A 25,118-nucleotide genomic window follows, 5' to 3' on the forward strand; every position below is an offset into this window, starting at 1 on the left:
CTCCGGTATGTACATCGGGGGCCGGGAAGACACCGAAGGGGTGTGGCTTGGCGGCTTCAGTGTTCGTGGTCTGCAGATGGGCAAAGGCTTTATGTGCGTGGTTTTGTGCGGCCCGGGTTGGCAGGGTGCTTGGCCCGGGATCGCACTGTTTGCTGGGGCAAATTGCCTTGCCCTGAGGGAAAAAGAAGCGCTAGTGCGCCTCTTCCCAGTTGGTGGCGGCTTCGGCTTCTACTTTGAGAGGGACCGAGAGCTGGAGGGCGGGTTCTGTTGCTTTTTCCATGGTGGTGATGACGAGTTTTTTGGTCTCATCCACCTGATCCTCAGGCAGTTCAAAGATCAATTCATCGTGCACCTGCAGCAGCATTTGCGCGTCCAGATTTGCCGTTTCCAGAACCTCGTCCATACGCACCATGGCACGGCGGATGATATCTGCCGCTGAGCCCTGAATTGGGGCGTTGATGGCTGCGCGCTCGTAGAACTGGCGCATGTTCGGGTTTTTGGTGTTTACATCCGGGTAGTGAGCACGGCGGCCAAAGATGGTTTCGACGTAACCGTTTGCATGGACAAACTTTTTGGTTTCTTCCATGTACTCTTTGATGCCGGGGAAGCGCTCAAAATAGGTTTTGATGTAATCGCCTGCTTCACCACGACCAATGCCCAGCTGGTTTGCAAGACCGAACGCGGAAATGCCGTAGATGATGCCGAAGTTGATGGCTTTGGCGCGGCGGCGAACGCTTGGGTCCATGCCCTCAATCGGCACACCAAACATCTCGCTTGCTGTCATGGCGTGAATGTCGAGCCCGTCCGCAAACGCTTGTTTGAGCTGCGGAATATCGGCCATGTGGGCGAGCACGCGCAGTTCAATCTGGCTGTAATCGGCAGAAATGAGCTTTTTGCCCTTCCCAGAGATAAACGCCTGACGGATTTTGCGACCTTCAGAGGTTCTGATCGGGATGTTCTGGATGTTTGGCTCGGAGGAGGACAAACGGCCCGTGGAGGTGGACGCCAGCGAGAACGAGGTGTGGACGCGGCCCGTCTCCTGATTGATGAAGCTTGGCAGGGCGTCGGTGTAGGTGGATTTCAGCTTGCTGAGCTGGCGCCACTCTACAATTTTGCTAGGCAGTTCATGGCCTTGGGCGGCGAGGTCATCCAGCACGGAAGCCGAGGTGGACCATGCGCCGGTTTTGGTTTTTTTACCGCCCGGCAAACCCATTTTGCCAAACAGGATTTCACCCAGCTGCTTTGGCGAGCCGACATTGAAGATTTCGCCTGCCTTATCGTGGATTTCAGCTTCCAGCGCGGCTGCGCCTTGCGCGAACTCGCCGGAGAGCAGGGAGAGCATCTGACGGTCGATGGAGATGCCGCGGCGCTCCATTTTGGCCAGCGTTGCCACCATAGGGCGTTCCAAACGCTCATAAACCACGGTCATTTCCTCAGCAGCGAGGCGTGGTTTGAGGATTTTCCAAAGGCGCAGGGTGACGTCTGCATCTTCCGCCGCATAGGAGGTGGCTTTGTCCAGCGGCACCTTGTCGAAGGAGATTTGCGATTTGCCGGAGCCGCACACTTCCTTAAACGGAATTGGCGTGTGGTTGAGCCAGCGCTGGGAGAGCTCATCCATGCCATTGCCGCCCATACCCGCGTCGAGCGCATAGGAGAGCAGCATCGTGTCGTCAAACGGTGCCATTTCCACACCGTAACGCTTGAGCACGAGCCAGTCGTACTTCATGTTCTGCGCGATTTTTAGGACAGCCGGGTCTTCCAGCATTGGCTTGAGCAGAGCGACCGCTTCGTTTAGCGGAATCTGGCCTTCCAGCAGCGCACCGCCGCTGAAGAGATCACCTTCGCCATCTACATGGGCCAGCGGGATGTAACAGGCTTTGCCCGGAGTGCAGGAGAGGGAAACGCCAACAAGGCCAGCTTCCATGGCGTTGAGGGCATCTGTCTCAGTGTCCACAGCCACGTAGCCCACTTCATAGGCCTGCGCTATCCACTCTTTGAGGCGCTCAGTGGTGGAAACTGTTTCGTATGCGGAATTATCTATAGGCAGCGCAGATATTTCAGCTGCAACTTTCTCTGCCAGAGGCGCGGCGGTCCATGCTTTATCCTCAAGTTCTCCCGCAGAATCCTCAGCTTGTTCTGCCGGTTTTGCAGTGCTTTCCCAGCCTTCAATCACAGGCTCAATCGGCTCGATGTTTTCCAGCACAGCGCCGGTTTTATCTGCCACTTTTTTGGTGAGGCTGGTGAAGCCCATGGCTTTGAGGAAGCCAACTGCCTGCGCGCCATCCACATCACACACGGTGAAATCTTCGACTGGAGTTTCCACCGGCACGGCCTCTTCCAGCTGCACGAGGCGCTTGGAAATGCGGGCCTGCTCGGCGAACTCGATGAGGTTCTCGCGGCGCTTCTTCTGCTTGATGGTGTCGGCTTGTGCCAGAAGGCTATCCAGATCGCCAAACTCGTTGATGAGCAGAGCGGCGGTTTTGAGGCCGATGCCTGGGACGCCGGGCACGTTATCGACGCTATCGCCTGCGAGCGACTGCACTTCGACGACCTTTTCCGGGCCAACGCCGAATTTCTCGAAGACCTCTGGCTTGCCGATCACCTTGTTTTTCATGGTGTCGACCATGCCGATCTTGTCGGTGACAAGCTGCATCAGGTCTTTATCGCCGGAAACAATGGTGACGCGGGCGCCTTGCGCGGCTGCCTGACGGGCGTAGGTGGCGATCAGGTCGTCCGCCTCATAGCCCTGCTGCTCAATGGCAGGTACGCCAAACGCGCGGGTTGCCTGACGGATCAGGCCAAACTGCGGGCGCAGATCCTCCGGCGGCGGTGGGCGGTGAGCTTTGTATTCCGGGTAGAAATCGTTGCGGAACGTTTTGCCGGACTTATCGAAAATCACGGCGAAGTGGGTTGGCTCGTCACCAGTTTCTTTGGTGGGGCCTTCCTGCATCATCTTCCAAAGCATGTTGCAGAAGCCGGAAACCGCGCCAACGGGCAGTCCGTCGGGCTTGCGAGTAAGCGGCGGCAGCGCATGATATGCGCGGAAAATGAAGGTAGAGCCATCGATCAGGATGAGGTGATCGTTCTCTGTGAGAGCTAGTGCAATGGATTGTGTCGACATGAGCGGGATCATGCCCGCCTTGGGCCGACAAAGAAAGAGGAATTAACCCTTTTTCAATGATGTTTTAGCGGAGGGTGACTGCCTCACGGCTTCTCACCCTGCCTAATGGGTTCCACGGGCTCTAAATAAGGCATGAAACCGGATTGGTTGTTGCGGATGGTTGGTTTGTATTTGCCTTCCGGGCAGATGAAAATCAGCTCATCCTGAATGCGGATCTGCTGACATTCTTCATTGAGCTCATAGACAAAGCCGTTGTTGTCGCCGCTGAAGTAATAATCGTTGGTGGCTGGCTCTTTTCCTGCCTCTGCTTTGTCAGCGCCATGTACGGATTTGTTGCAAAGATCGCGGATCTTATCGCGGTATTGAGAGCCGCCCAGATCAGCTATGCCCTCACGCTTCATGTGCTCTTCCTCACACTCCACAACTTCGGCGGGTGTGGCCTGTTTTGGGGGAGGCGGAGTGTCCTGCGCTTGGGCTGAGAACATGCCAGTGCCTGAGATAAAGGCCAGGACAGCCAATGATCTGAGCATGTTTTTGAGGTGTGGCATTGATGTGGAGTAAATCATCTTGAGCTCCCTCCGCTTTCTATCGCTGAAAGGGCGGGCAAACTGAAGTGTTCAGCCCCCTCCGGTGGATTGAATTTGAAATCTTCTCCTCTGAACTTAGGATCGAGATTCCAACCTCGATAGGACAGATGTGTTTGGGGCACGCCAGCAAGATCCTTATAGGTGATAATGAGATAACCGGGCAGGCCGCTGTCTTCGTAGACCCACAATTGCCAATCTACCTGATCGTTAAAAAAGGCAAGATGATGGGCAATCCCTTCTGGCAGAACCTCACGCCCGACATAGACGGACCGTGTTGTCAGGTCGTCGAGCATCTGGTCCAGTTCCGGGTTGACCAGATCAATGCCGGGCAGTGTGAGCTGGAAATCAGTGCGTAGCACCTGAATAAATTCCGATGAAGTGCCTCTGAAATCACCCTGGGTGTAGATGTTCCGCGTTTTATCAAAGTAGGTGATTATGCCATCATCAAGATAGATTTCACTCATACCATCGGGTCGTGGGAGGTCGATTTTCAGATCACCCTGTCCGAGGATGTTGACTGTGTATTCAAACACAAAGTTCAGCGGTACCATGTCTTTAAAGATGCGCTCCTCACTCGCGTAGACGGTAAAGCTCATGGCTTTGATTTCACTGAACTTCTCGATGGTCTTATTGAGGATTTGACGTGCTTTATCTTCTTTTTGCGCGACAGCGGGGTGGGGGCGTAGCTCCAGCCAGCCGATGGCCACTAGAATGAAGAGAAGCGGCAGAACCCTGAGAGCCCCGAGTTTCATGGAGATACGTTCCTTGATCTTGTCACACCGTTTGCTTCCGCAAAGCCTAAGCAAAGACCGGAAAGACCTTCTGAACCCAACCACTAAAATTGGCGCTTGCTGAACATGCATGCAAAAAGCCCCCGAAAGCAGCTGCTCCGAGGGCTTAGGCAGATCAGCGATTTCGCGCAGATATCAGGTTGGTGACGGTGCAGGGCTCTTGGCGCGTGGCATTTCCGCGATGTAGGCCCATGCCGGACGTTTGAACAGGAACTGGCCGTAACCTATTTTGGTGATCAGCCAGAACAGGACCATCGGTGCGATGGTTGCGGTGCACGTGACGATTAGCGAGATCACGCCCGCATCCTGAATGATGCCCAGTTTGAGCAGAATAGTGCGCGATACAGCCATCGGGAAGAAGAAGGACAGGTAGATCACGATGGAGTTTTTGCCCATATAGCGCAACAGATCCAACGCCTTCACCTTGGAAAGCAGAGCAGAAACGGTGATCACCGCCAATGCGCCCAAACCGCCCAGAGCAAGCGAGGCGAATGGCAGGTCGGCATAGCCGTAGCCAACGAACAGGCCGTTGACGACGGCCCAGACAAACACAAAGGCCAAGCCTTTCAGCACATTCTCACGCACCCAGTCAGCAATGACGAAGATCTTTTGCGCAAAAATGTAGCCTGCGAAGAAGAACACAAAGCGAGCGGCTGTCTCATCAATCAGCACAGAGCCGGTGTGCAACGCGCTGATTTGCAGGCCTGCAGCGACCAGCAAGGTCACTTGCCACGGCACTTTTAGTGAGTGCAGCAGTTTGGTGATGACGAAGAAAACGGGCAGGGCGTAGATGAACCAGAGGGTTCCGAATGGTTGTACGAAGGCGAGCGCGTAGTGCATCAACACGCCATCCCAACCAAACTCTGATGCGAAGGACGGTGCTTTCATTCCAAACTGGATCGTAAGCCAGAGAATGTAGAAGTAGAAGAAATGGACGACTTTACGATCCAGATACAGGCGCCAGTCCCTATCCAGCGTCAAGGCGAGGAACAAGCCGGAGATCATGAAAAAGTCCGGCATACGGAAGGGCTTTGCAAAGGCAACAATGTCGCCCATGAACCCCATTTCACCAATGGCGCTTCCAACCCCAAGGGTTGAATGCATCATCACCACGAGAAAGATGCAAAAGCCTTTCGCGTAGTCGACCCAATCCACACGACTGGAGGTTTGGTGCGCCGCCATGTAATACCGCCCATAAATTTACTAATTAATTCGTGCAATCATAAGTTTTAAGGGATGCGAATACTAGCGGCATCTCTTCAACTTTAATTGTTGGTTACCGCGCCTGATTGCCAAAGGGCTACCTGAGACTTTGCAACGCGGCCTGATGTTATGGTTTGTATCTTTATGACCTAAGGTAATGTTAGTTTTTATGCGCCTAGGATACATATAGTTCCACCGGATATTCTGGAGATGCAATTGCTTAGGTATTTTAAGGCGTTATGCGCTGTTGCAGTTTTAGTCATCGCTCCACAGCCCTTAAGCGCTCAGGAGGCCACAAGCCCGCCAGAGTTGCTCAAGAAAATCTGGAATAGGCCGGACTTTGATGCCGATGACTTTGCGCCCGAAGTCTACAAGAAGATCCCGAAAGAACTTCTCGTCTCCATTCTTTCACAACAACGCTCAATCTATGGCCCTGCGCTTCATGTTGAAGCGACCAAGGACCCGCACAAGTTTCTTGTTGAGACGAAATCCTACAGGATTCCAACGCTTTTGAAGCAGAATAAGACCGGTCAGCTGACGGGGCTGCTGTTTCGCTTTGCGCTTGTGAAGGATGTGAAACACGAAGACCTGCTGGAACACATGAAGCAGCAGACCGCGACGCAGAGCTTTTTACTGATGCAGAACGGGAAGGTGCATGCTGAGAACAACAGTGATGCACAACTGGCCGTCGGATCTGCCTTCAAGCTTTATGTGCTGGACCAAGTGGCGCAGCAGGTCAGGGACGGAGACCTGACCTGGCAGGACAAGATCACACTGGAGCAACGGCATATCTCGTATCCAGGTGGTACGATGCAGAATGAGCCGGTTGGCAAGAAGTTTGTTTTGCTGGATGTGGCGCGCAATATGATCGAGATCTCGGACAACACGGCCACGGACTTGCTGATGGATCTGGTGGGGCAGGAAAGTGTGATGTTGCCGGGAGAAAGTTCGCCGGCTCTGACGACGCAGCAGCTGTTTCATCTGAAAGCGGATGAGCAAGCTGCAGAAGCTTATCGCCAAGCAGGGCCAGAGGAGCGGGCACGGATTCTCGCTGCCTTACCGGCTCAACTTCCACCAATCGACAAGGTTTCTGTGCCTTTGACAGAGGGTGTTGAGTGGTACATCTCGAACCGCGAGCTGTGCGAGATTGTGACAAAAGTGAAGGATATCAAGGGAATTTTCGTAAATCCGGGTGTGGCCGAACCGGATAACTGGGCGTCATATGCTTATAAGGGCGGCAGTGAGATTGGTGTGCTCAACATGACGTATGCGCTGGTAGACATCGACGGAAATGACTGGTGCTTCTCCACCACGTGGAATGCAAAGCAAGAGCTGGACGTCACTTACCTGATCGCGCTGGTCGCGACTTTGCTGGAGAGCCCTGCGGCAGTTCAGGCGGCTCTCCGTTAAACTTGGCAGGGTTTAGCGACGCTTGTCGTCGTCAGTAGACCATGGACTGATCTGGTCCGGGTCATTGGAACGAGGACGGGAAGGGTCATCATCCTGCTCTGTATGACGGGAGGAGCTCCACTCATCTTCATTCAGGTCCACAGTGCCATCGCGGCGACGGTAACCCGGATTGACGTTGAGGTTCTGCACCTTCACGTGGCGCGCCAGATAGTTGCCAATCACCTCACGCAGTGGTGGAATGAAGAGCAGAAGGCCAATTGCGTCTGTAAAGAAGCCTGGAATCAACAGCATGAGGCCCGCAAACACGATCATCGCGCCATGCATCATCTCATGACTTGGAACTCGTCCCGAGTCCATTTCAGCGCGCATGCGCATGAGCAAAGACAGCCCCTGCTGGCGCAGCATATAGGTGCCGGCAGCTGCGGAAGCTACAGTCAACAGGATTGTTGGAATTGCCCCGATAACACTTCCAACCTCAATAAAGAGATAGATCTCTATGGTTGGTAGCAGAATGAAACAGGCAAGAATGATAAGTCCGAGTGGCATAGCGTCCGCGTAGGTTCAGGTTTATTTTGCTTTTTGATCACTTCTTTTTGAAGCGATCTTACTTATAGTGGGTGATCTTCACAGAATTGCAATGACTGATTTTAGCTTATACTTGCGTGGTAAGACTTTAAAAAGGCGTTGGGATGGACACGAAATAGCTGGATGTTGCTGATAGAAACCTTAAATTAGTGACAGAGCCTGTAAAAATGCGCTAGAGCACATTATCTAGATATCTAATGCATTTGATCATCGGCGCCTGGCAGCCCACGAGTAAAGGACCGGTCGGTACTCGGAATGAACGAAATATTCGACGTCTACAACATAATCTTCCTTATTGCGGCAGTTGTTATTTTCCTGCGGTTACGCTCCGTTTTGGGCAATCGCACCGGTAACGAGCGTCAACCATTTGACCCGTATTCTGCTCAGCAAAAACAAGACTCTCAAAAGACTCAGGCTCCTGAGAATGAGGACAATGTTATTCCTCTTCCAGGCAGTGAGCATGTTCAACATGACCCTGAGCGCGCAGAGCGTGAAGCTCGCGAACAGATTGAGGCCGAAATCGACAAGCTTGCCAAAAAAGGCAGTGAGTTGAATCACGGACTGCGGGAAATCTGGAAAGCTGAGCCGTCTTTCAATCCAAAAGAGTTTGCGGAAGGTGCACGCGGCGCTTACGAAATCATTTTGATGTCGTTTGCGCAGGGTGATCGCCGCACGCTCAAAGAGCTTCTTTCTCCTGAAGTGTTCAGTGGTTTCTCTGCTGCTATTGATGACCGGGAAAGCCGCAATGAGCGTGTTGAGTCCACCTTTGTGGGCATCGACAAAGCTGACATTGTGGAAGCGGTCTTCAACGACAAAGACAAGCTTGCTGAAGTGACTGTTCGCTTCAAGGGTCAGCTGATCACCGCGACACGGGATTCTGAAAACCGCATTGTGGATGGTGACCCAACCGCAGTGAGTGACCTGACTGACATCTGGACCTTCGCTCGCGTAACTGGTGAGAACGATCCAAACTGGAAGCTGGTTGCAACTGAATCTGCATGACGTTTTCTTTCTCTTGCGACGCTATGAGTTTCATTATGGCACTCAGCGTCGCGGCGGGGATAAGTTCTGCTGCTGTAGCTGGAAACACCCTTATAAAAGACCATAGGACCATGCGAAGCGCGAAGCTCTCCGGGCCACTTGATCCCAACGCAATCGACGGATGGGCTGCAGATGATCATTCTGCGGCCCTTTCCGCATTTGTGGCTCACTGCGAGGCGAGTGAAGGCCGAACGCTGCCGACAAAGGTATTTGGCATTAGCGACGCAAATTTACGCGCTATCTGCGCAAAAACGCGCAAAATCGACGTAAATAACGCAAGTGATGCAAAAACCTTTTTAGAACAGAACTTTACGCTTCAGCACGTAGAGGACGATGGGTTTGTGACCGGCTACTACATGCCAGAGCTGGAAGGCTCACTTGTTCGCACGGATGATTTTGTTGTCCCCCTTCATGCCTATCCCAAAGGCCTGAAGGTGATGCCAACACGCGGCGATGTGATGGACGGTGCACTGGATGGAATGGGCCTTGAAGTGCTGTGGGTGAAAGACCCGATAGATGCATTTTTTACAGCTGTTCAAGGGTCTGCCCGTGTTCGCCTACCTAATGGCGAGTTGCGGCGTTTAGCTTTTGCAGGCAAGTCTGGTCATGAGTACACCGCGATTGGCCGTGTGTTGATTGAGCGAGGCGAAATCTCCAGAGATAACATGGGCATGGACGCGCTTCGTGCCTGGTTATCCAAAAACCCATCCCAGCAGAAAGACGTGTTTCGGCACAATAAATCCTACATCTTTTTTGAGTTACAATCTGCGCAAGACACTGAGATTGCAGCCATTGGAGGGGCAGGAACAGCCCTGACCGACCTGAGATCACTGGCAATTGATGATGGTCTGCACACTTATGGCAGTTTAATTTTTGTCTCTAGTGAGTTAAGGACCTACGACACATCAGGTGATCGCTTCGCCAAACTTATGGTTGCTCAGGATACCGGATCAGCCATCAAAGGCCCCGCGCGCGGCGATATCTATGTAGGAAGTGGTGCAGAGGCAGGTGCCGTTGCCGGGAATATCCGTCACCGTGCGGAATTCTATCTCCTTGTTCCAAAATAATAAATGATCGTGGACGGATCAGATAGATGACGAATGGTGATCGCACAAAGCGAGCCAAAACAAAGCAGCTGAGCGAAGCAGACAAGCGCTTGTGGGACAGGGTGAAAGCCACTCTGACGCCTATTCATCAAGAGCGCCTTTCTGATATGCTGGAAGATACGACGCAGCTTTCCGAGCCGGATCAGTCCCTTATGCACGCTCAAAGCGCTGAGGTGTCTCAGCCTGAGCTTAAGCCGCAGCTGACCTCTCCACCGAAGCCTCAAGCCAAAAAGTCTCGCGGTTCCAAAGGGAAGACTGCACCAGACTATAGCCCGCCCAAGCCTGTTGTTCCTGCGATGCCTCCGCTTTCACCGCTCAACAAGAAAGAGCGCAAAAAAGTTGTCCGCGGAGGCAAGGGCTATATTGATGCGCGCATCGATCTTCATGGTTTGACGCAGTATCAAGCGCATCAACGCTTAACCTCGTTCATCTATCAAGCGCAGGCCATGGGCTACTCCCTCGTGCTTGTGATCACCGGCAAGGGGCTCGACTATTCAAGCAGCCCCTATGGCGATGATCGTGGTGTGTTGCGCAGAATGGTGCCGCAGTGGCTTTCTCTTCCTGATATGCGCAGCTGTGTGGTAGGCTTCGACCAAGCTCATGTTTCGCATGGGGGCAGCGGTGCGATTTACGTTCGCATTCGTAAGCGCAAAAAATAAGGCAGGAATTTCAGTAAGATGACGCCTTTTGGAGCCAAGGTTAGAGAGCTGCGGGCTAAGCAGAAGATTACCCTGAAGGAAATGGCGGAGGCGCTTTCGGTTTCCTCTGCCTACCTGAGTGCGCTTGAACATGGCAAGCGCGGCACTCCAACCTGGTACATGGTTCAGCGCATGATCACCTACTTCAATGTGATCTGGGATGAAGCTGAAGAACTTCAAAGACTTGCGGAACTTTCCAACCCGAAAATCACCATCGATACCGGTGGCCTGACACCCCGGGCGACCGAGCTGACGAACATGCTTGCCTCGAAGATCAATGGACTCTCAGAGGAATCCCTGGAGCACCTCATTCATCAACTAAGAGTGGTTAGCTCTCGCGACAATATCTAGTCTAAGCCGACAAAGCTCTGTAAAGTCAGTCTGCTGACTTTTGAAGTGGACTGCTGATATGACGCCTGAAGAACTCAAAGTAGATCAACTGGTTGATCCCCAATCCCTTCTCAACGAACTCAAAGAGCTGGTTGAGAAGCACGATGGCGACGGCAACAGCTTTAAGCTGCGCAGCGATGTTTTGACAAAGCTGAAAGCCACGCACAAAGCAGCATTTAAAGAAATTGAAAAGCTCCTGATGGAAGACGGGCAGGGCCGGCGATGTTCCGAGCGCTTGTCTTGCGTGCAGGATATGCTCATTCAGGTGATCTATGAGTTCGCGGTTACCTATGTTTATCCCGTTGAAAATCCAACAAAATCCGAGCGTATCAGCATCATAGCTGTTGGTGGTTATGGGCGCGGAACGATGGCGCCGCACTCTGACGTGGATCTGCTGTTTCTCTGGCCATATAAGCAAACGCCCTGGGGTGATCAGGTTGTTGAGTTCATCCTCTACATGCTTTGGGACATGGGCCTGAAGGTCGGTCATTCCACGCGCAATCTTGATGAGACGATCAAGCAGTGCCGCGAAGATATGACCGTTCGCACAGCTGTTTTGGAAGCACGATATGTTTGGGGTGATCTTGAGCTTTTTCAAGAGCTTACCAAGCGCTTTGACAAGGAAATTGTTTCCGGTACAGGGCCGGATTTCATCGCTGCCAAACTTGCTGAACGAGATGATCGTCATGAACGCCATGGCGCGTCCCGCTACCTTGTTGAACCCAATGTCAAAGAAGGCAAAGGCGGTATGCGTGATCTGAACACGCTGTTCTGGATCGCTAAGTATTTTTATCGCGTTCCCAGTGGCTTAGGGCTGGTTGAAAAGGGCGTATTCTCTCGACGTGTATTGAATCGGTTCCGAAAGAGTCAGGATTTTCTTTGGGCTGTCCGCTGTCATCTGCATTTTTTGACGAACCGTCCTGAAGAACGCTTGAGCTTTGATGTTCAACGGGAAATTGCTGACCGCCTCGGTTACATGGACCATCCCGGCATGCGGGCTGTTGAGCGGTTCATGAAGCACTACTTCCTTGTTGCGAAGGATGTTGGTGATCTGACACGCATTTTTGCGGCTGCGCTTGAAGAGCAGCATGTGAAGTCCGCCCCAAGCATTTCGCGGTTCCTTGGCAGTTTTGTTCCGGGAAGCAAGCACAAGCGGCGATCTATCAAAGGAACCAAGGACTTCCTTGTCGAGAACGGGCGCATTATTGCGGCGAAGCCGGATGTCTTTGAGAAAGATCCGGTCAATGTGATCCGTGTGTTTTATCTGATCGACAAAACCAATTTGGATATGCACCCAGAATTGCTGAAACTGGTTCGTCGATCCAGACGGCTGATCAATGCGGAATTCCGCAAGAATGAACAAGCGAATCGGTTGTTCCTGAAGGTCCTGACAAGCCGTAGTGATCCGGAAACCGTTTTGCGCGCGATGAACGAGTCGTCCATCCTTGGCCAGTTCCTGCCGGAGTTCAGGAAGGTCGTCGCCATGATGCAGTTCAACATGTATCACCACTACACTGTCGACGAACATCTGATCCGATCTGTTGGCGTTCTTTCTGAAATTGAGCGCGGGATGGGTGGTGATAGCCACCCTCTGGCAACGGATCTGATCAAATCGGTTCACAGCCGGAAAGTTCTTTATGTTGCAATGCTTTTGCATGATGTGGCGAAGGGACGGCCAGAGGATCATTCTATTGCAGGCGCCAAGATTGCGCGGAAGATTTGCCCACGTCTTGGCCTTTCTCCAGCAGAGACTGATACGGTCGCCTGGCTCATCGAGCAGCATCTGGAAATGAGCACCGTTGCACAGTCTCGCGACTTGAGTGATCCGAAAACCATCAAGGATTTCTGCCGTAAAGTGCAGAGTCTGGAGCGGTTGCAGCTCCTGTTGATTTTGACGGTTGCGGACATTCGGGCAGTGGGTCCGAATGTGTTTAATGGCTGGAAAGGGCAATTGCTGCGCACGCTCTATTATGAGAGCGAGACAATCCTCAGTGGTGGTCATGGCCGTATGAGCCAGCAGCAACGTGTTGACCATGCGAAGCAAGAGCTGGCCGAAGAGCTGGTAGGCTGGACTGATGAGGAACTGGATAATTACCTCAATCGCCACTATCCGGCCTATTGGCTGCGCGTTGATCTGAAGAGCAAAATCAACCATGCGAACTTAATCCGTAAAACGGACAAGGAAGAAGAGCATCTGGCGACTTCTGTAGAGCCTCATGCTTTTGAGGGCGTTACAGAAATCACCGTTCTGGCACCGGATCATCCGCGGTTGCTTTCTACAATTGCGCGGGCTTGCTTTGCGGCAGGTGGGAACATTGTGGACGCGCACATCGACACCACAAAAGATGGCCTCGCGCTAGATACGATCTACATCAGCCGTGAGCTGCCGGAAGACGATGACGAGTATCGTCGCGGGGAGCGGATTTGTTGTTTGATTAAAGAAGCACTGCGTGGCACGGCACCTGTCCCTGAAGTGAAGGGTGCAGCGACAAAGCCGAATGCTCGTAACAAGGCGTTTACGCTGCAAACAACTGTTTTAGTTAGCAATTCATGGTCAGAAAACTATACGGTTCTTGAAGTAACCGGACTTGACCGACCGGGTTTACTTTCTGATTTGACCACCGAGATCTCGGCTCTCAACCTGAATATAGCGAGTGCTCATGTTGGGACTTTTGGGGAGAAAGCGGTCGATGTATTTTACGTGACCGATCTAACTGGCCAGAAAGTTCACAATGTGGGGCGTCAGGAATCTATTCGCGATAGACTCAAAAATGCCTTTGACGGTAAAAAGCCACAAAAAGCGCCTACGAGCTCACGCCGTAAACCTCAAAAACATACAGGTAAGTAATTTTATATGAGCCTTTTCAAGAGCTTCGCCACGGTTGGTGGTGCAACAATGCTAAGCCGTCTCTGCGGGTTTGGGCGAGATGTGATGCTGGCTGCCTTTGTAGGCACTGGTCCTGTTGCAGATGCTTTTGTTGTGGCTTTCCGCTTACCAAACCTGTTCCGAAGATTGTTCGCAGAAGGTGCATTTAACTCAGCTTTCGTGCCGCTGTTTGCCCGCTCTGTTGAGGAAGATGGAGAGCAGGGCGCGCGGAAATTTGCTGGTGAGATTGCGGCGGCTTTATTCTGGACGCTGGTGGTTATCCTCGCTCTGGCAGAGGTTTTCATGCCTTTGCTCGTGCATGTGCTGGCACCGGGTTATTTCTCTGACCCAGCAAAATTCGACCTCACCGTCCTCATGTCACGCATTGCATTTCCGTATTTGCTGCTTATGTCTTTGCTCGCGTTTTTGAGCGGAATTCTAAATACATTTCAAAGGTTTCTAGCCGCGGCGATGGCTCCCGTCATGCTCAATGTGGTGATGATGGCCGTGCTCGCAACCATTGGTTTTTATGGGATGGAACCTGATCAGACGACCGGTGTCCTATTGGTTTCTGGTGTTGCTGTTGCAGGTGTTGTTCAGCTTGCTGTTGTTGCCATTGGCATGAAACGGCTCGGGTTTCGCGTCCCTATCATGCGCCCGCGATGGACGCCGGGCGTAAAGCGCTTGCTGGTTTTGGGTGTTCCCGGTGTGATTGCCGGGGGTATTACGCAGATCAACATCACGGTTGGCACTATCATCGCGTCGCTGGAAAGCAGCGCGAATTCATACCTTTATTATGCTGATAGGATCTATCAGCTGCCGCTAGGCGTGGTGGGTATCGCAATTGGTGTTGTGCTTTTGCCGAGCCTGACACGGCAGTTACGCTCTGGTCAGGAAGAGCTGGTTCATCATACGCAGAACCGTTCCATGGAGTTCGCTCTTGCGCTTACTCTACCTGCTGCAGTCGCGCTCGTTATCATCCCAGATACCGTGATTTCCGTACTGTTCCAGCGCGGTCAGTTTACGGATGCTGCTGTTGAGCAGACTGCTTTGGCTTTGATGGCATTTGCCGTTGGTTTGCCTGCGTTTGTGCTGAATAAGGTGCTGTCCCCTGGCTTCTTTGCGCGGGAAGATACAAAGACCCCAATGTACTTTGCCGCTGTTGCCATGGTGGTGAACGTGGCGCTCTCAATCTTGTTATTCCCTACCTTCAAGCACGTGGGCATCGCGATTGGGACAACTGCTGCGGGTTGGGTCAACTCGGCGCTGCTGGCCTTTGTGCTGTGGCGGCGTGGTCATTTTGTTGTCGACGCAGCATTGCTGAAAAGAATTCCGCTATTGGGCTTTGCCAGCGCTTTGATGGGTGTTGTGGTCTATGGCGGCACGCTTGTTCTGGAGCCGCTTTCAACCTCCAATCTGTTTGTTGTGCGAGCCAGCGAGCTGGTCCTTCTTGTCACCATTGGCCTGATTTCCTTTGGGATTTTGGTTCAGCTCACCGGGACCGTGGATTTTCGCGTACAACTGCAGAAATTGCGGCGATAAAGGCTTTCTCACTCTGCAAATCACTTGCACATACGAAAAAGCGCAGTCATAACCACCGGGCTTTATCTGCGCGGGCTGTTCTAGTTTGTTTGTCACCCATTCAATCTATGCCCGCGCAACCCACTGGCCCTTCCAACAGGCCCAAGCCTAGGGATATTTGTTATGACGGCGTTTCAGCCTCGCGTTTTCTCCGGTGTTCAACCAACCGGAAACCTCCACCTTGGTAACTACCTCGGTGCTATTGTCCGCTTTGTTCCGCTTCAGGACCAGATGCCGACCATCTTCTCCATCGTTGACATGCATGCGATCACAGTCTGGCAGGACCCTGCCGAGCTGACGCAGCAGACCCGTGAAGTAACAGCAGCTTACCTCGCAGCCGGTGTTGATCCGAAGAAGTCGATCATCTTCAACCAGAGCCAGGTGAAAGAACATGCTGAACTGGCATGGATTTTCAACTGTATCGCCCGCATGGGCTGGCTGAAGCGCATGACTCAGTTCAAGGACAAAGCAGGAAAGAACGCAGAAAACGCTTCTGTTGGTCTGTTTGCTTATCCTAACCTGATGGCAGCAGACATTCTGGCTTACCGCGCTACCCATGTTCCGGTTGGCGATGACCAGAAGCAGCACCTTGAGCTGACACGCGATATTGCGCAGAAGTTCAACAATGATTTTGCTGATCGCATCAAAGAGCTGGGTCTTGGTGTTCCAAACCCTGAACCATCTCATGAAGCGCCGGATGAGCTTTACTTCCCGGTCACTGAGCCAATGATCACTGGTCCTGCGACCCGTATCATGAGCCTGCGTGACGGCAACAAGAAGATGTCCAAGTCTGATCCTTCTGATCTTTCCCGCATCAACCTGACTGATGATCAGGACACGATTGCGAAGAAAATCAGAAAGGCAAAGACCGATCCTGAAGCGCTTCCAAGTGAAGTGGATGGACTGGAAGGTCGTGCGGAAGCTGACAACCTTGTTGGCATTTATGCTGCCCTTTCCGGACGTACCAAAGCAGAGGTTCTGGGCGAGTTCGGCGGTCAGCAGTTCTCAGCATTCAAACCAGCTCTTTCCGAGCTGGCTGTTGAGAAACTGGCTCCAATGAACAATGAAATGCGCCGGATCATGGATGATCCTGCAAGCGTTGATGCTGTTCTGCGTGATGGTGCTGAACGTGCTGCTGAGATTGCAGAACCAGTGCTGCATGATGTACGTCGCATTATTGGCTTTTTGGAAAGCCGTCGCGGCTAATTTGCGTTTAGTTTCAAGACTGAGAAAGCCGCAGATAATCTGCGGCTTTTTTGCTTTCCGGAGTGTTGCGGCTGCTTTTACTGGCGCACTCACTCATCCTTTAAAAAGGGCGACACGCGCGCTTGCGCTGCCTCGTTGGCCGCAACGATGTGTTTGAGCAACAAGGCATCCACCGTATGTGCCATAACCACACAGCGCCGGTCCATTTGTGGGAAGTCATCGCACACGGGTGACTTGAACAGAGTAGGGTTCTGTTGAACCAGCCCCAGCATGTCCTGAAGATCCTGAATACTATAACGCGCGTGAAGAACCTTTATAAACTGCTCTTTGAAGCCAGTGTTATCGGCCGTGATGCGCTGAGCCAGTTCTGCCCGCGTAACTTTACAGGCCTGCTCTGTCATGCGGACTCCACCAGTCATCATACGCGGTTGCTGTTGAAGGTAATCCGATATTGGACCGTGCATGTCTTCCCAATTGTCGAACTGATAGCCCTCGAAAAGTTGAGACATCATTTTTACCTGCTTCTCTCTATCAGGAGGCAAGGGGTGAGCAAATCGGAAAGTGGCGGAGGGATCTTTTGCATCAAGTTGGCCGGTGATGAGATCAGTGAGTGGAACCGATGTTACTGATTGCGTTGTGTCTGCAATCTTGTTTCCAGAAGCATTGATAAGCGCAGGGCCGCTAAGGATTACGGTCAGATTGCGCTCAGCAAGAGCTTGAGACAGCACAGCTTTCTCAAGAAAAGTGGCTTTGGTCAGGACTGTAGTTCCAGAATCGGCATTATTGAAATCCGACACCTTCAAGACCACTTGTAAGCTCGTATCATCCACCCGAGTTAACTGGAGAACGGATGGCCCCATGGATGTAGGGGGCGAAGGGGTTTCCTGCTCTGGTAAGAGCAAATCAGATAAACTCTGTTCAACGGTATTGCTGCAGAACACAAACCCGTTTTCCCGCTTTACCTCGCCGTTATCACAAAAGGCCACCACAGGAACCGGACCTGAGTTTTGCTTCTTTTTTTCCTGCATACGGGCATAGGTAGCCTCTGTCATCTTGTAGGTCATGCGCTGTGTGACAGAACCATCCTCAGCAAAATCATAGTGCAACTCAATATCTACGCAGGCGGAAAGAACCACCGCCAAACACATAAAAACTATCGCCTTCCATCCTCGCATCTCTTACCCCAAAGCTAATCTCATAAAAAAATACGCCGGAACCAAAGCAGAGGGTTGTCATATGAGCCACACAACTATGGTCTAAGGGGGGATTGAATTGATTATTGATATGGCTGTTTATCGCGTTTCGATGCTTAAAACTGGTTCTACTACAGATCTAAAAATACAGTGCTTATTGCCGCTTAGTGGGTCGAGTTCACCATATGCTCACGATCAGAGCAGGCAATATTATATTTGACGTAATGGTCAATCTGAGACCTTGAGAGTCTTTATCGCTGGATATTCTCTGGGGCTGTTGTCTTTTTCTTATAAAATTCGCCAGAAACGCATTCAATTTGCGCTGTGTTTATTGACAGAGGGCTAGTTGCACCCCTACATCCTTGCTGATTGATTGGTGGGGCTTGCCCCAATACATCAGATGGTCGGATGAATGATTGAAACTCGTATTGATCGACGCTTTGCTAAGCTGAAGGCTGAAGGACGTCCTGCGCTCGTAACTTTTATTACGGCCGGAGACCCGGACCTCGCCACTTCACAAGCTATTCTGGATGCACTTCCAGAAGCGGGTAGTGATGTTATTGAGCTTGGCATGCCGTTTTCTGACCCGATGGCTGAAGGTGTTCCAATCCAGCTGGCGACTCAGCGCTCTCTGGCGCATGGTCACACGATGGACAAAACGCTTCAGATGGTGCGTGAGTTCCGTAAAAAGGACAATGACACTCCAATCGTTCTGATGGGTTACTACAACCCGATCTTTGTACGTGGCAGCGCTGCTTTTGTGAAAGAAGCACGTGAAGCTGGCGTTGATGGTCTTATTGTTGTTGATGTGCCTGCGGAAGCAGATGACGAACTTTGCATTCCGGCAATTGAGGGTGGTGTAAACTTTATCCGCCTGACCACACCAACAACTGATGACAAACGCCTTCCAACTGTTCTGGCGAATACATCAGGTTTTGTTTACTACGTATCCGTAACTGGTGTAACCGGATCTGCCGCTGCAGACACCACTGCTGTTGCTAAGGCAGTTACACGAATTAAATCCCACACTGATCTTCCTGTTGCTGTTGGCTTTGGCATTAAAACCGCTGAACAAGCAGAAGAAATTGGCAAGCATGCCGACGGTGTGGTGGTTGGCTCTATTCTTGTTGAGGCGATTAGAACAAGCCTTGACGACAATGGTAAAGCCACAAATCAGACACAAGCTGCTGTTACCGAAGTTGTGCGCTCACTACGTGTGGGTGTAGAAAAAGCTCGGAAATAAGTATTGCTTTACGTATGGCCCGTTTAATGGCCATTAAAAATTGAAAACGAAATTAAAGACAGGCGGCAGCCCGTGAACTGGATTAACAACGTCGTACGGCCGAAAATCCGCAGCTTTCTCGAAAAGCGCGAAATTCCGGAAAACCTTTGGATCAAGTGCCCTGAAACTGGCGAGATGGTCTTCCATCGCGATTTGGAGGCAAACCAGTGGGTTGTACCAAACTCCAACTTTCATATGCGCCTCTCCAGCAAGAAGCGTTTGGAGTATTTCTTTGACCAGGGTGAATACACCAGCATCGAGACTCCGGAAGTTGCTGTCGACCCACTGAAATTCCGCGACCAGCGCAAGTATGTTGATCGCCTGAAAGATGCCAAAGCCAAAACCGAGATGACCGACTCTGTCGTTGTCGCCAGCGGTAAGGTGAATGGCTACGACATGACCACTGCTGTTCAGGATTTCGCCTTCATGGGCGGTTCTCTTGGCATGGCAGCTGGTGAAGCGATCATCCGCGGTATGGAACATGCCGTTGAGCACAAAACACCTTTCGTCATGTTTGCCGCTTCCGGCGGTGCACGCATGCAGGAAGGCATCCTCTCGCTGATGCAGCTGCCACGGACTACTGTAACCGTACAGATGCTTCGTGAAGCAGGCCTGCCTTACATTGTGGTGCTGACCAACCCGACGACCGGTGGCGTAACAGCCTCCTACGCGATGCTGGGCGATGTTCACATTGCTGAGCCTAACGCTTTGATCGGCTTTGCTGGACAGCGCGTGATTGAGCAGACTATTCGCGAGAAGCTTCCTGAAGGCTTCCAGCGTTCTGAGTATCTGCGTGATCACGGTATGGTCGACATGGTTGTGCATCGTCACGAGCTGAAAGAAACCATTTCCAACCTGTGTAACCTGCTGATGAAGCGTGAAGCTCAGCTGCCAGTGCTTGAAGAAAAGCCTGCAGAACCAGAGGCGAGCACTGAGGTTGCTGCAACCCCGTAAGTCTTTACAGCTCACGGAGTTGCGATTTGCTTTTAAAAGTCCGGCATACCGTGCCGGGCTTTTTCTTTATTCAGATGCCCAGCAGATTTGAAGGTGGATAGCCAATGAACAAGATCAAAGCCGCCCTTGATCGTTTGATGAAACTTCATCCCGATGAGATTGATCTGTCCTTAGACCGTATGCATCGGGTCATGAAGGCGCTGGGGAGCCCTGAGACACGCATTCCGCCAGTCTTCCATATAGCGGGGACCAATGGCAAAGGCTCTACCGGAGCCTCTGTCAGGGCGCTTCTGGAGGCACAGGGGAAAACCGTTCATGTGTATTCCTCACCGCATCTGGTTCGCTTCAATGAGCGCATTCGGCTGGGTGGTACAGGTCGCTTTGTTGAAGATGATGCATTGCTTGAAGCGATTGAGCAGGTTGAGAAAGCCAATGATGGTCATGAGCTGACGTTTTTTGAGGCGACAACAGCTGTTGCGTTCTACCTGTTTGCCAACAATCCTGCTGATTATCTTGTTCTGGAAGTCGGACTTGGTGGTGTTCTGGATGCCACCAACGTTGTTGAGAAGCCGCTGGTGAGTGTGATTACTCCGATCTCAAAAGACCACGAGAATTTCCTGGGTGATAGCCTTGAAGGCATTGCGCTGGAGAAGGCTGGGATAATTAAGCCGGGTTGTCCTGTTGTTGTGGGTCCGCAAGCGGATGCCGTGTGGGATGTGATTGAGAACAAAGCCGGGCGGGAGCGCGCGCCTATCTGGTTTCAGGGGCAGGAGTTTTCTGCCTGGGAAGAGGGCGGGCGGCTTGTTTATCAGGATGAATTTGGGTTGCTGGACCTTTCACCGCCAAAGCTTGCCGGTTTCCATCAGATGTCCAACTCCGGACTTGCGCTGGCTGCATTGCGGGCGGCAGGCTTGCTAGAGAGTGAAGAGGCTCGTGCTGCTTGCGATAAAGCGCTGCGCACCATCAACTGGCCAGCACGGATGCAGCCTCTTTATGAAGGCAAGCTGTTTGACGAGCTACCGGAAAGCAGTGAGATCTGGGTGGATGGCGGACATAATCCCGGCGCGGCAAAGGTGATTTCCTCTTTCCTCGCAGATTTGACGGATAAGGCATCCCGTCCGACCTATCTGGTCATGGGCATGATGAGCACCAAAGATCCGGAAGGGTTCTTTGAGCAGTTTGAAGGGCTGGCAAAGCATGTCATCTGCGTGCCTTTGACCACCACGAGCGCAGGACGTTCTCCGATTGAACTTGCGGAGATTGCACAGGCTGCGGGCCTTTCAGCATCGGCTCATGGCACCATGGACAGAGCAATCGCAGAGATCAGACGTCGTGCGCAGGATCAAGACGAAGCGCCGCGCATTCTGTTTGGCGGCTCACTTTACATAGCCGGTGAAATTCTTGAGCGAAACGGCACTCCACCTGAGTAAGCATGGTTCGATTCAGACACGAAATGACTTTGAGATGCAAAAAGGGAGGCTACTGCCTCCCTTAATTCGTTTCAGATCTCGTTGGAATTACACATCCAGACCTTCAAAGAGAGCGGTTGAGAGATAGCGCTCTGCGAAGCTTGGGATGATAATGACGATGTTTTTGCCTGCCATCTCATCACGCTTGCCAACTTCGATCGCAGCTTTCAAAACAGCACCGGAAGAGATGCCGACCGGAACACCTTCTGTTTTCGCCACTTCACGAGACAGCGCAAACGAGTCCTCATTGGAAACGGTGACCACTTCATCATAAACAGTGGTGTCCAGTACGCCCGGCACGAAGCCTGCGCCGATACCCTGAATTTTGTGCGGGCCAGGCTGACCACCGGACAGAAGCGGGCTATCCGTTGGCTCAACAGCGACCACGTGAAGGGCCGGGTTGCGCTCTTTCAGGACCTGAGAGGTGCCTGTGATGGTGCCGCCAGTGCCGATGCCGGATACGAATACGTCAACGTTTCCGTCGGTATCATTCCAGATTTCTTCTGCAGTGGTTTTGCGGTGGATCTCAGGGTTGGCCGGGTTTTCGAACTGCTGCGGGATTACTGCGTCTGGAATCTCCTCCAAAAGCTCTTCTGCACGCGCAACAGCACCCTTCATACCCTTTGGACCTTCAGTCAGGTCAATCTCAGCGCCCAGAAGCTTCAACATCTTGCGGCGTTCGATGGACATGGTCTCTGGCATTACGAGGATCAGGCGGTAACCTTTTGCAGCTGCGACGAAGGCCAGCGCGATACCTGTGTTGCCGGAGGTTGGCTCGATCAGAGTGGTTTTGCCCGGAACGATCTTACCCGCTGCTTCCATTGCCTCAACCATTGCGACACCGATACGATCTTTCACGCTGGAAATCGGGTTGAAGAACTCGAGTTTGGCAAGCAGGTTGCCTTTTACGCCGTGAGCCTTTGCCAAACGGTCCAGACGTACGATTGGTGTGTTTCCGATAGTCTCAGTGATGGAAGAGTAAATTTTTCCACGACCCGGCTTGGAAGTGCTCATCGAAATTCCCTTTATGCAATTTGCTTGTGAGTTTGAGCCCTGTCTCGGCGTAAGAATCCCGAGCTGCAGCCTCATTAAATTTCTTAATGAAATGTAGGAAGTGTAACGAGGGTTTTCGAGGTTTCAAAAACCCCGAAAACTACAGGACGTAGAAACGTGATGCAAAATACAACAGAATCATAGAATTACATTCTATCTGAGGGATGATTTAGTATGGTCTTTTGCAGAAAAGACCGCTTCCTCAGAAATAGATGAGTTATGCGGTGGTTTGATCCAGCGCTTCAAGACCCAACAGGGCAGGTAATTCAGACATGTGACCGAAGGTGGTCGCGCCCAGAGATTTGGCCTGCTCGATGTCTGCGTTTACATCGCCCGTGTAGTTGAAGACGCGCATTCCTGCGGCTTTCGCGGCTTTGATGCCGGCGATACTGTCTTCAATTACAACGCATTGCTCCGGCTTAAAGCCCATATCTTTGGCTGCGTAGAGGAAGATATCTGGCGCTGGTTTGCCCATTTTGCAATCCTGCGCGGAATAGAGCACGTCCTTGAAGGTTTCCCAGAGGCCAGAGGAACCAAGCGTCATCTGCATCTTTTCATATCGGCCTGAGGAGCCAACACAGAATGGAATGCCTTCTGCTTTCAGATGTGCAACAACATCCAGAATACCCGGAATAGGCTCAATACCAGCTTCAAATGCGACGAGATCAGCCTGACGGACTTGCGCGGCCCAGTCATCAGGAAGCTTCTCGCCGCTTAAACGCTCGGCCTCTTCCTTGATGGTATCCATTGCGGTGCCGGTAAAGCGGTGGTGACATTCCAAAGGTGAAAAATCGAGGCCGATTTTCTTCATGAAGTCAGAAAGGACTTCATTCGCTATGGTTTCGGTGTCGACAAGAATGCCATCACAATCAAAAATCACCAGTTCCGGCTTCATAATTCTTCCTTGTATTCCGCGGAGCCTCTCGCCCTTATGGGAGTTAACGCGAGATGCTCCAGTTTTCTTCCAGCGTATCCTTTGAAGATGCGCTTAAACGCCAGAGGAACCAAATCCGCCTGCACCACGTTCGGTGGTTTCCAGCTCTTTGACTTCTTCGATCTGCACTTGCGTAACGGGAGCAACGACCATTTGAGCAATGCGCATTCCGCGCTCAATCACAAAAGTGTCTTCCCCCAGATTGATCAGGATGACCTTCACTTCACCGCGATAATCAGCATCAACAGTACCCGGAGTGTTGAGGACCGTCACGCCATGTTTAGCGGCCAGACCAGAGCGTGGGCGAACCTGCCCCTCATGACCAGATGGCAGCGCAAGTGACAGGCCTGTTGGCACCATCGCCCGCTGTCCGGGCTTCAAGTCGATTGCATCTGTATTTGCTGCCTGCAAATCCAAACCAGCAGCCTCTGCACTTTGATAAGCAGGAAGCTCTAATCCTTCGCTGTGGGGAAGGCGCGTAATTTTTAGTTTTGGTGTCATGAAGAGGCCCATTGATAAGAGGCGTCTTTTCTAACAGGAGTTTGCAATTTCTTCCAGTAGGCGCATGAAATTCGATCAAGCTCCTTATCCTGCGATAAGGTCACTTTCAGTGAACAGTCCTATCAACTTTACTGAGATTGGTCGCAATTCGCAGATGCAATACACTGTTGAGAACAAGGAATTCATCAACAAACCGAAACAAAAAAGCGTTTCACATGAAACAATCACCTCTCTTTTTGCCCCATGGAGCACCAGATCTCGCAATAAGACCTGAGCTGGAAGCTCACCAGTTCCTCAAAAACCTTTGTGTTTCAGAGGTTAAGCCCAATGCCATCGTGATCATCTCACCTCACTGGCAAACAGACCGGCTTGTCATCACGTCAGCTGGCCCGTTGAAGACCATCCATGACTTTCGTGGTTTCTCGCAGCAACTCTATGACATGCAGTACGCTGCTGATGCACCAAGCTGGTTGGTTGCCCGCACACATGACGCCATTACGCGCTATGGCCTGACAGTGTGCGAAGATAATTCATGGGGTTTAGATCACGGTGCATGGGTCCCGTTATCTCTTGCATTTCCCGAGGCAGATATCCCTGTTGTGCAGATCTCACTGCCTTACGCCTATGGCAGCGAGGAAAGCTACAATCTGGGTCGTGCGCTTGCGCCTTTGGCGGATGAGGGCATCCTCGTTATTGGCAGTGGTGCGCTAACGCATAACTTTTCCGCAGTGGCCGCAAATGGCGAAGTTCCTGACTGGGCACTTGAGTTCGATCACTGGGTTAGTGATCTGGCTGAACGAGGAGAGACCTGTGCATTGCTTTCTTCCAGCAACCACAAATACTACCCAAAAGCACTACCAACAGATGAGCATTTCCTTCCGCTTCTTGTGGCTTTTGGTGCTGCTGGAGAAAAGTCATTTGGCGAGAAGCTGCATGAGAGCTTCACTTATCGCTCAATCAGCATGAGTGCATTCCGGTTTCACAGCAGGTAGTCACTAAGAGAGTGCATCAGTTAAACTCCTTTGGTGTCATCCTAACTTTTGAGCTGGGATCCATAACTGGTTGCTCTTTCACGAAAGCGTTCAGTCAATTTCTAATACTGAGGGTATGGGTCCCGGGTCTTCGTGTTTGTCCCGGAGAGATGGTT

General features: G+C 51.9%; 21 protein-coding genes. 12 read left to right on the forward strand and 9 right to left on the reverse strand.

Annotation, left to right across the window (positions count from 1 at the left end; all coding sequences use genetic code 11):
* Nucleotides 1-190 precede the first annotated feature (190 nt).
* The 4 genes from polA to PsWM33_RS01120 all read right to left on the reverse strand — a co-directional run bounded on the left by polA (nucleotide 191) and on the right by PsWM33_RS01120 (nucleotide 5,681).
* Entirely contained in the window at nucleotides 191-3,133 is a 2,943-nt protein-coding gene (gene polA, locus PsWM33_RS01105; RefSeq protein ID WP_082826824.1) for a DNA polymerase I, read from the reverse strand.
* A gap of 71 nt (nucleotides 3,134-3,204) precedes the next feature.
* The gene (locus tag PsWM33_RS01110) at nucleotides 3,205-3,687 is read right to left on the reverse strand and encodes a hypothetical protein (protein ID WP_208994337.1); all 483 of its coding nucleotides are present in this window, start codon (nucleotides 3,685-3,687) and stop codon (nucleotides 3,205-3,207) included.
* Nucleotides 3,684-4,460 (reverse strand): DUF2092 domain-containing protein, encoded by a 777-nt coding sequence (locus PsWM33_RS01115; protein ID WP_193778347.1) that lies wholly within the window; start codon nucleotides 4,458-4,460, stop codon nucleotides 3,684-3,686. The genes PsWM33_RS01110 and PsWM33_RS01115 overlap by 4 nt, the downstream gene beginning before the upstream one ends.
* 174 nt (nucleotides 4,461-4,634) lie before the next feature.
* Nucleotides 4,635-5,681 carry an acyltransferase family protein gene (locus PsWM33_RS01120; protein WP_063298929.1) on the reverse strand — a complete coding sequence of 349 codons (1,047 nt, stop codon included), beginning with the start codon at nucleotides 5,679-5,681 and terminating at the stop codon, nucleotides 4,635-4,637.
* Nucleotides 5,682-5,918: 237 nt separating this feature from the next.
* Here PsWM33_RS01120 and PsWM33_RS01125 point away from each other — a divergent pair, with 237 nt between their 5' ends.
* Nucleotides 5,919-7,112, forward strand: a complete 1,194-nt coding sequence (locus PsWM33_RS01125; RefSeq protein WP_208994338.1) for a serine hydrolase — start codon at nucleotides 5,919-5,921, stop codon at nucleotides 7,110-7,112.
* Between the two features lie 12 nt (nucleotides 7,113-7,124).
* Here the strand turns inward: PsWM33_RS01125 and PsWM33_RS01130 are convergent, their stop codons facing one another.
* Nucleotides 7,125-7,658 carry an FxsA family protein gene (locus PsWM33_RS01130; protein WP_063298930.1) on the reverse strand — a complete coding sequence of 178 codons (534 nt, stop codon included), beginning with the start codon at nucleotides 7,656-7,658 and terminating at the stop codon, nucleotides 7,125-7,127.
* A 294-nt stretch (nucleotides 7,659-7,952) separates the two neighbouring features.
* Here PsWM33_RS01130 and PsWM33_RS01135 point away from each other — a divergent pair, with 294 nt between their 5' ends.
* From PsWM33_RS01135 to trpS, 7 genes are all read left to right on the forward strand, one after another.
* Nucleotides 7,953-8,699, forward strand: a complete 747-nt coding sequence (locus tag PsWM33_RS01135) for a Tim44/TimA family putative adaptor protein (RefSeq protein WP_057463180.1) — start codon at nucleotides 7,953-7,955, stop codon at nucleotides 8,697-8,699.
* Between the two features lie 35 nt (nucleotides 8,700-8,734).
* The gene (gene mltA / locus PsWM33_RS01140; RefSeq protein ID WP_208994339.1) at nucleotides 8,735-9,805 is read left to right on the forward strand and encodes a murein transglycosylase A; all 1,071 of its coding nucleotides are present in this window, start codon (nucleotides 8,735-8,737) and stop codon (nucleotides 9,803-9,805) included.
* Between the two features lie 26 nt (nucleotides 9,806-9,831).
* On the forward strand, nucleotides 9,832-10,503 hold the full coding sequence (locus PsWM33_RS01145; RefSeq protein WP_063292550.1) for a Smr/MutS family protein: 672 nt from the start codon (nucleotides 9,832-9,834) through the stop codon (nucleotides 10,501-10,503).
* A gap of 18 nt (nucleotides 10,504-10,521) precedes the next feature.
* Nucleotides 10,522-10,893: a helix-turn-helix domain-containing protein gene (locus PsWM33_RS01150; RefSeq protein ID WP_057463182.1), complete on the forward strand. Its 372-nt coding sequence runs from the start codon at nucleotides 10,522-10,524 to the stop codon at nucleotides 10,891-10,893.
* Between the two features lie 58 nt (nucleotides 10,894-10,951).
* Nucleotides 10,952-13,780 (forward strand): [protein-PII] uridylyltransferase, encoded by a 2,829-nt coding sequence (locus PsWM33_RS01155; protein ID WP_063298932.1) that lies wholly within the window; start codon nucleotides 10,952-10,954, stop codon nucleotides 13,778-13,780.
* Nucleotides 13,781-13,786: 6 nt separating this feature from the next.
* Nucleotides 13,787-15,340 carry a murein biosynthesis integral membrane protein MurJ gene (gene murJ / locus PsWM33_RS01160; RefSeq protein ID WP_063298933.1) on the forward strand — a complete coding sequence of 518 codons (1,554 nt, stop codon included), beginning with the start codon at nucleotides 13,787-13,789 and terminating at the stop codon, nucleotides 15,338-15,340.
* 162 nt (nucleotides 15,341-15,502) lie between these two features.
* On the forward strand, nucleotides 15,503-16,585 hold the full coding sequence (trpS, locus tag PsWM33_RS01165) for a tryptophan--tRNA ligase (RefSeq protein ID WP_063298934.1): 1,083 nt from the start codon (nucleotides 15,503-15,505) through the stop codon (nucleotides 16,583-16,585).
* An 89-nt stretch (nucleotides 16,586-16,674) separates the two neighbouring features.
* Here the strand turns inward: trpS and PsWM33_RS01170 are convergent, their stop codons facing one another.
* Nucleotides 16,675-17,733 (reverse strand): hypothetical protein, encoded by a 1,059-nt coding sequence (locus tag PsWM33_RS01170; protein ID WP_063298935.1) that lies wholly within the window; start codon nucleotides 17,731-17,733, stop codon nucleotides 16,675-16,677.
* A gap of 457 nt (nucleotides 17,734-18,190) precedes the next feature.
* Between PsWM33_RS01170 and trpA the strand changes: the two genes are divergently transcribed.
* From trpA to PsWM33_RS01185, 3 genes are all read left to right on the forward strand, one after another.
* Nucleotides 18,191-19,021 (forward strand): tryptophan synthase subunit alpha, encoded by an 831-nt coding sequence (gene trpA, locus PsWM33_RS01175; RefSeq protein ID WP_057463186.1) that lies wholly within the window; start codon nucleotides 18,191-18,193, stop codon nucleotides 19,019-19,021.
* Nucleotides 19,022-19,093: 72 nt separating this feature from the next.
* Nucleotides 19,094-20,014, forward strand: coding sequence for an acetyl-CoA carboxylase, carboxyltransferase subunit beta (gene accD, locus PsWM33_RS01180; RefSeq protein ID WP_063298936.1), 921 nt, complete (start codon nucleotides 19,094-19,096; stop codon nucleotides 20,012-20,014).
* A gap of 104 nt (nucleotides 20,015-20,118) precedes the next feature.
* Complete coding sequence (locus tag PsWM33_RS01185) at nucleotides 20,119-21,444, forward strand: bifunctional folylpolyglutamate synthase/dihydrofolate synthase (protein WP_063298937.1); 1,326 nt, start codon at nucleotides 20,119-20,121, stop codon at nucleotides 21,442-21,444.
* A gap of 87 nt (nucleotides 21,445-21,531) precedes the next feature.
* On the opposite strand, the gene cysK is transcribed toward PsWM33_RS01185, so the two are convergent.
* The 3 genes from cysK to dut form a co-directional block, all read right to left on the reverse strand.
* Nucleotides 21,532-22,497, reverse strand: a complete 966-nt coding sequence (gene cysK / locus PsWM33_RS01190) for a cysteine synthase A (RefSeq protein ID WP_063298938.1) — start codon at nucleotides 22,495-22,497, stop codon at nucleotides 21,532-21,534.
* Nucleotides 22,498-22,753: 256 nt separating this feature from the next.
* Nucleotides 22,754-23,431 (reverse strand): HAD family hydrolase, encoded by a 678-nt coding sequence (locus tag PsWM33_RS01195; RefSeq protein ID WP_063298939.1) that lies wholly within the window; start codon nucleotides 23,429-23,431, stop codon nucleotides 22,754-22,756.
* 93 nt (nucleotides 23,432-23,524) lie between these two features.
* Nucleotides 23,525-23,983: a dUTP diphosphatase gene (dut, locus tag PsWM33_RS01200; protein ID WP_063298940.1), complete on the reverse strand. Its 459-nt coding sequence runs from the start codon at nucleotides 23,981-23,983 to the stop codon at nucleotides 23,525-23,527.
* Between the two features lie 203 nt (nucleotides 23,984-24,186).
* On the opposite strand from dut, the gene PsWM33_RS01205 reads away from it, so the two are divergent.
* Entirely contained in the window at nucleotides 24,187-24,963 is a 777-nt protein-coding gene (locus tag PsWM33_RS01205) for a DODA-type extradiol aromatic ring-opening family dioxygenase (protein ID WP_063294654.1), read from the forward strand.
* Nucleotides 24,964-25,118 lie beyond the last annotated feature (155 nt).

The organism is Pseudovibrio sp. WM33, assembly GCF_001623165.1.
GTDB lineage: Bacteria > Pseudomonadota > Alphaproteobacteria > Rhizobiales > Stappiaceae > Pseudovibrio.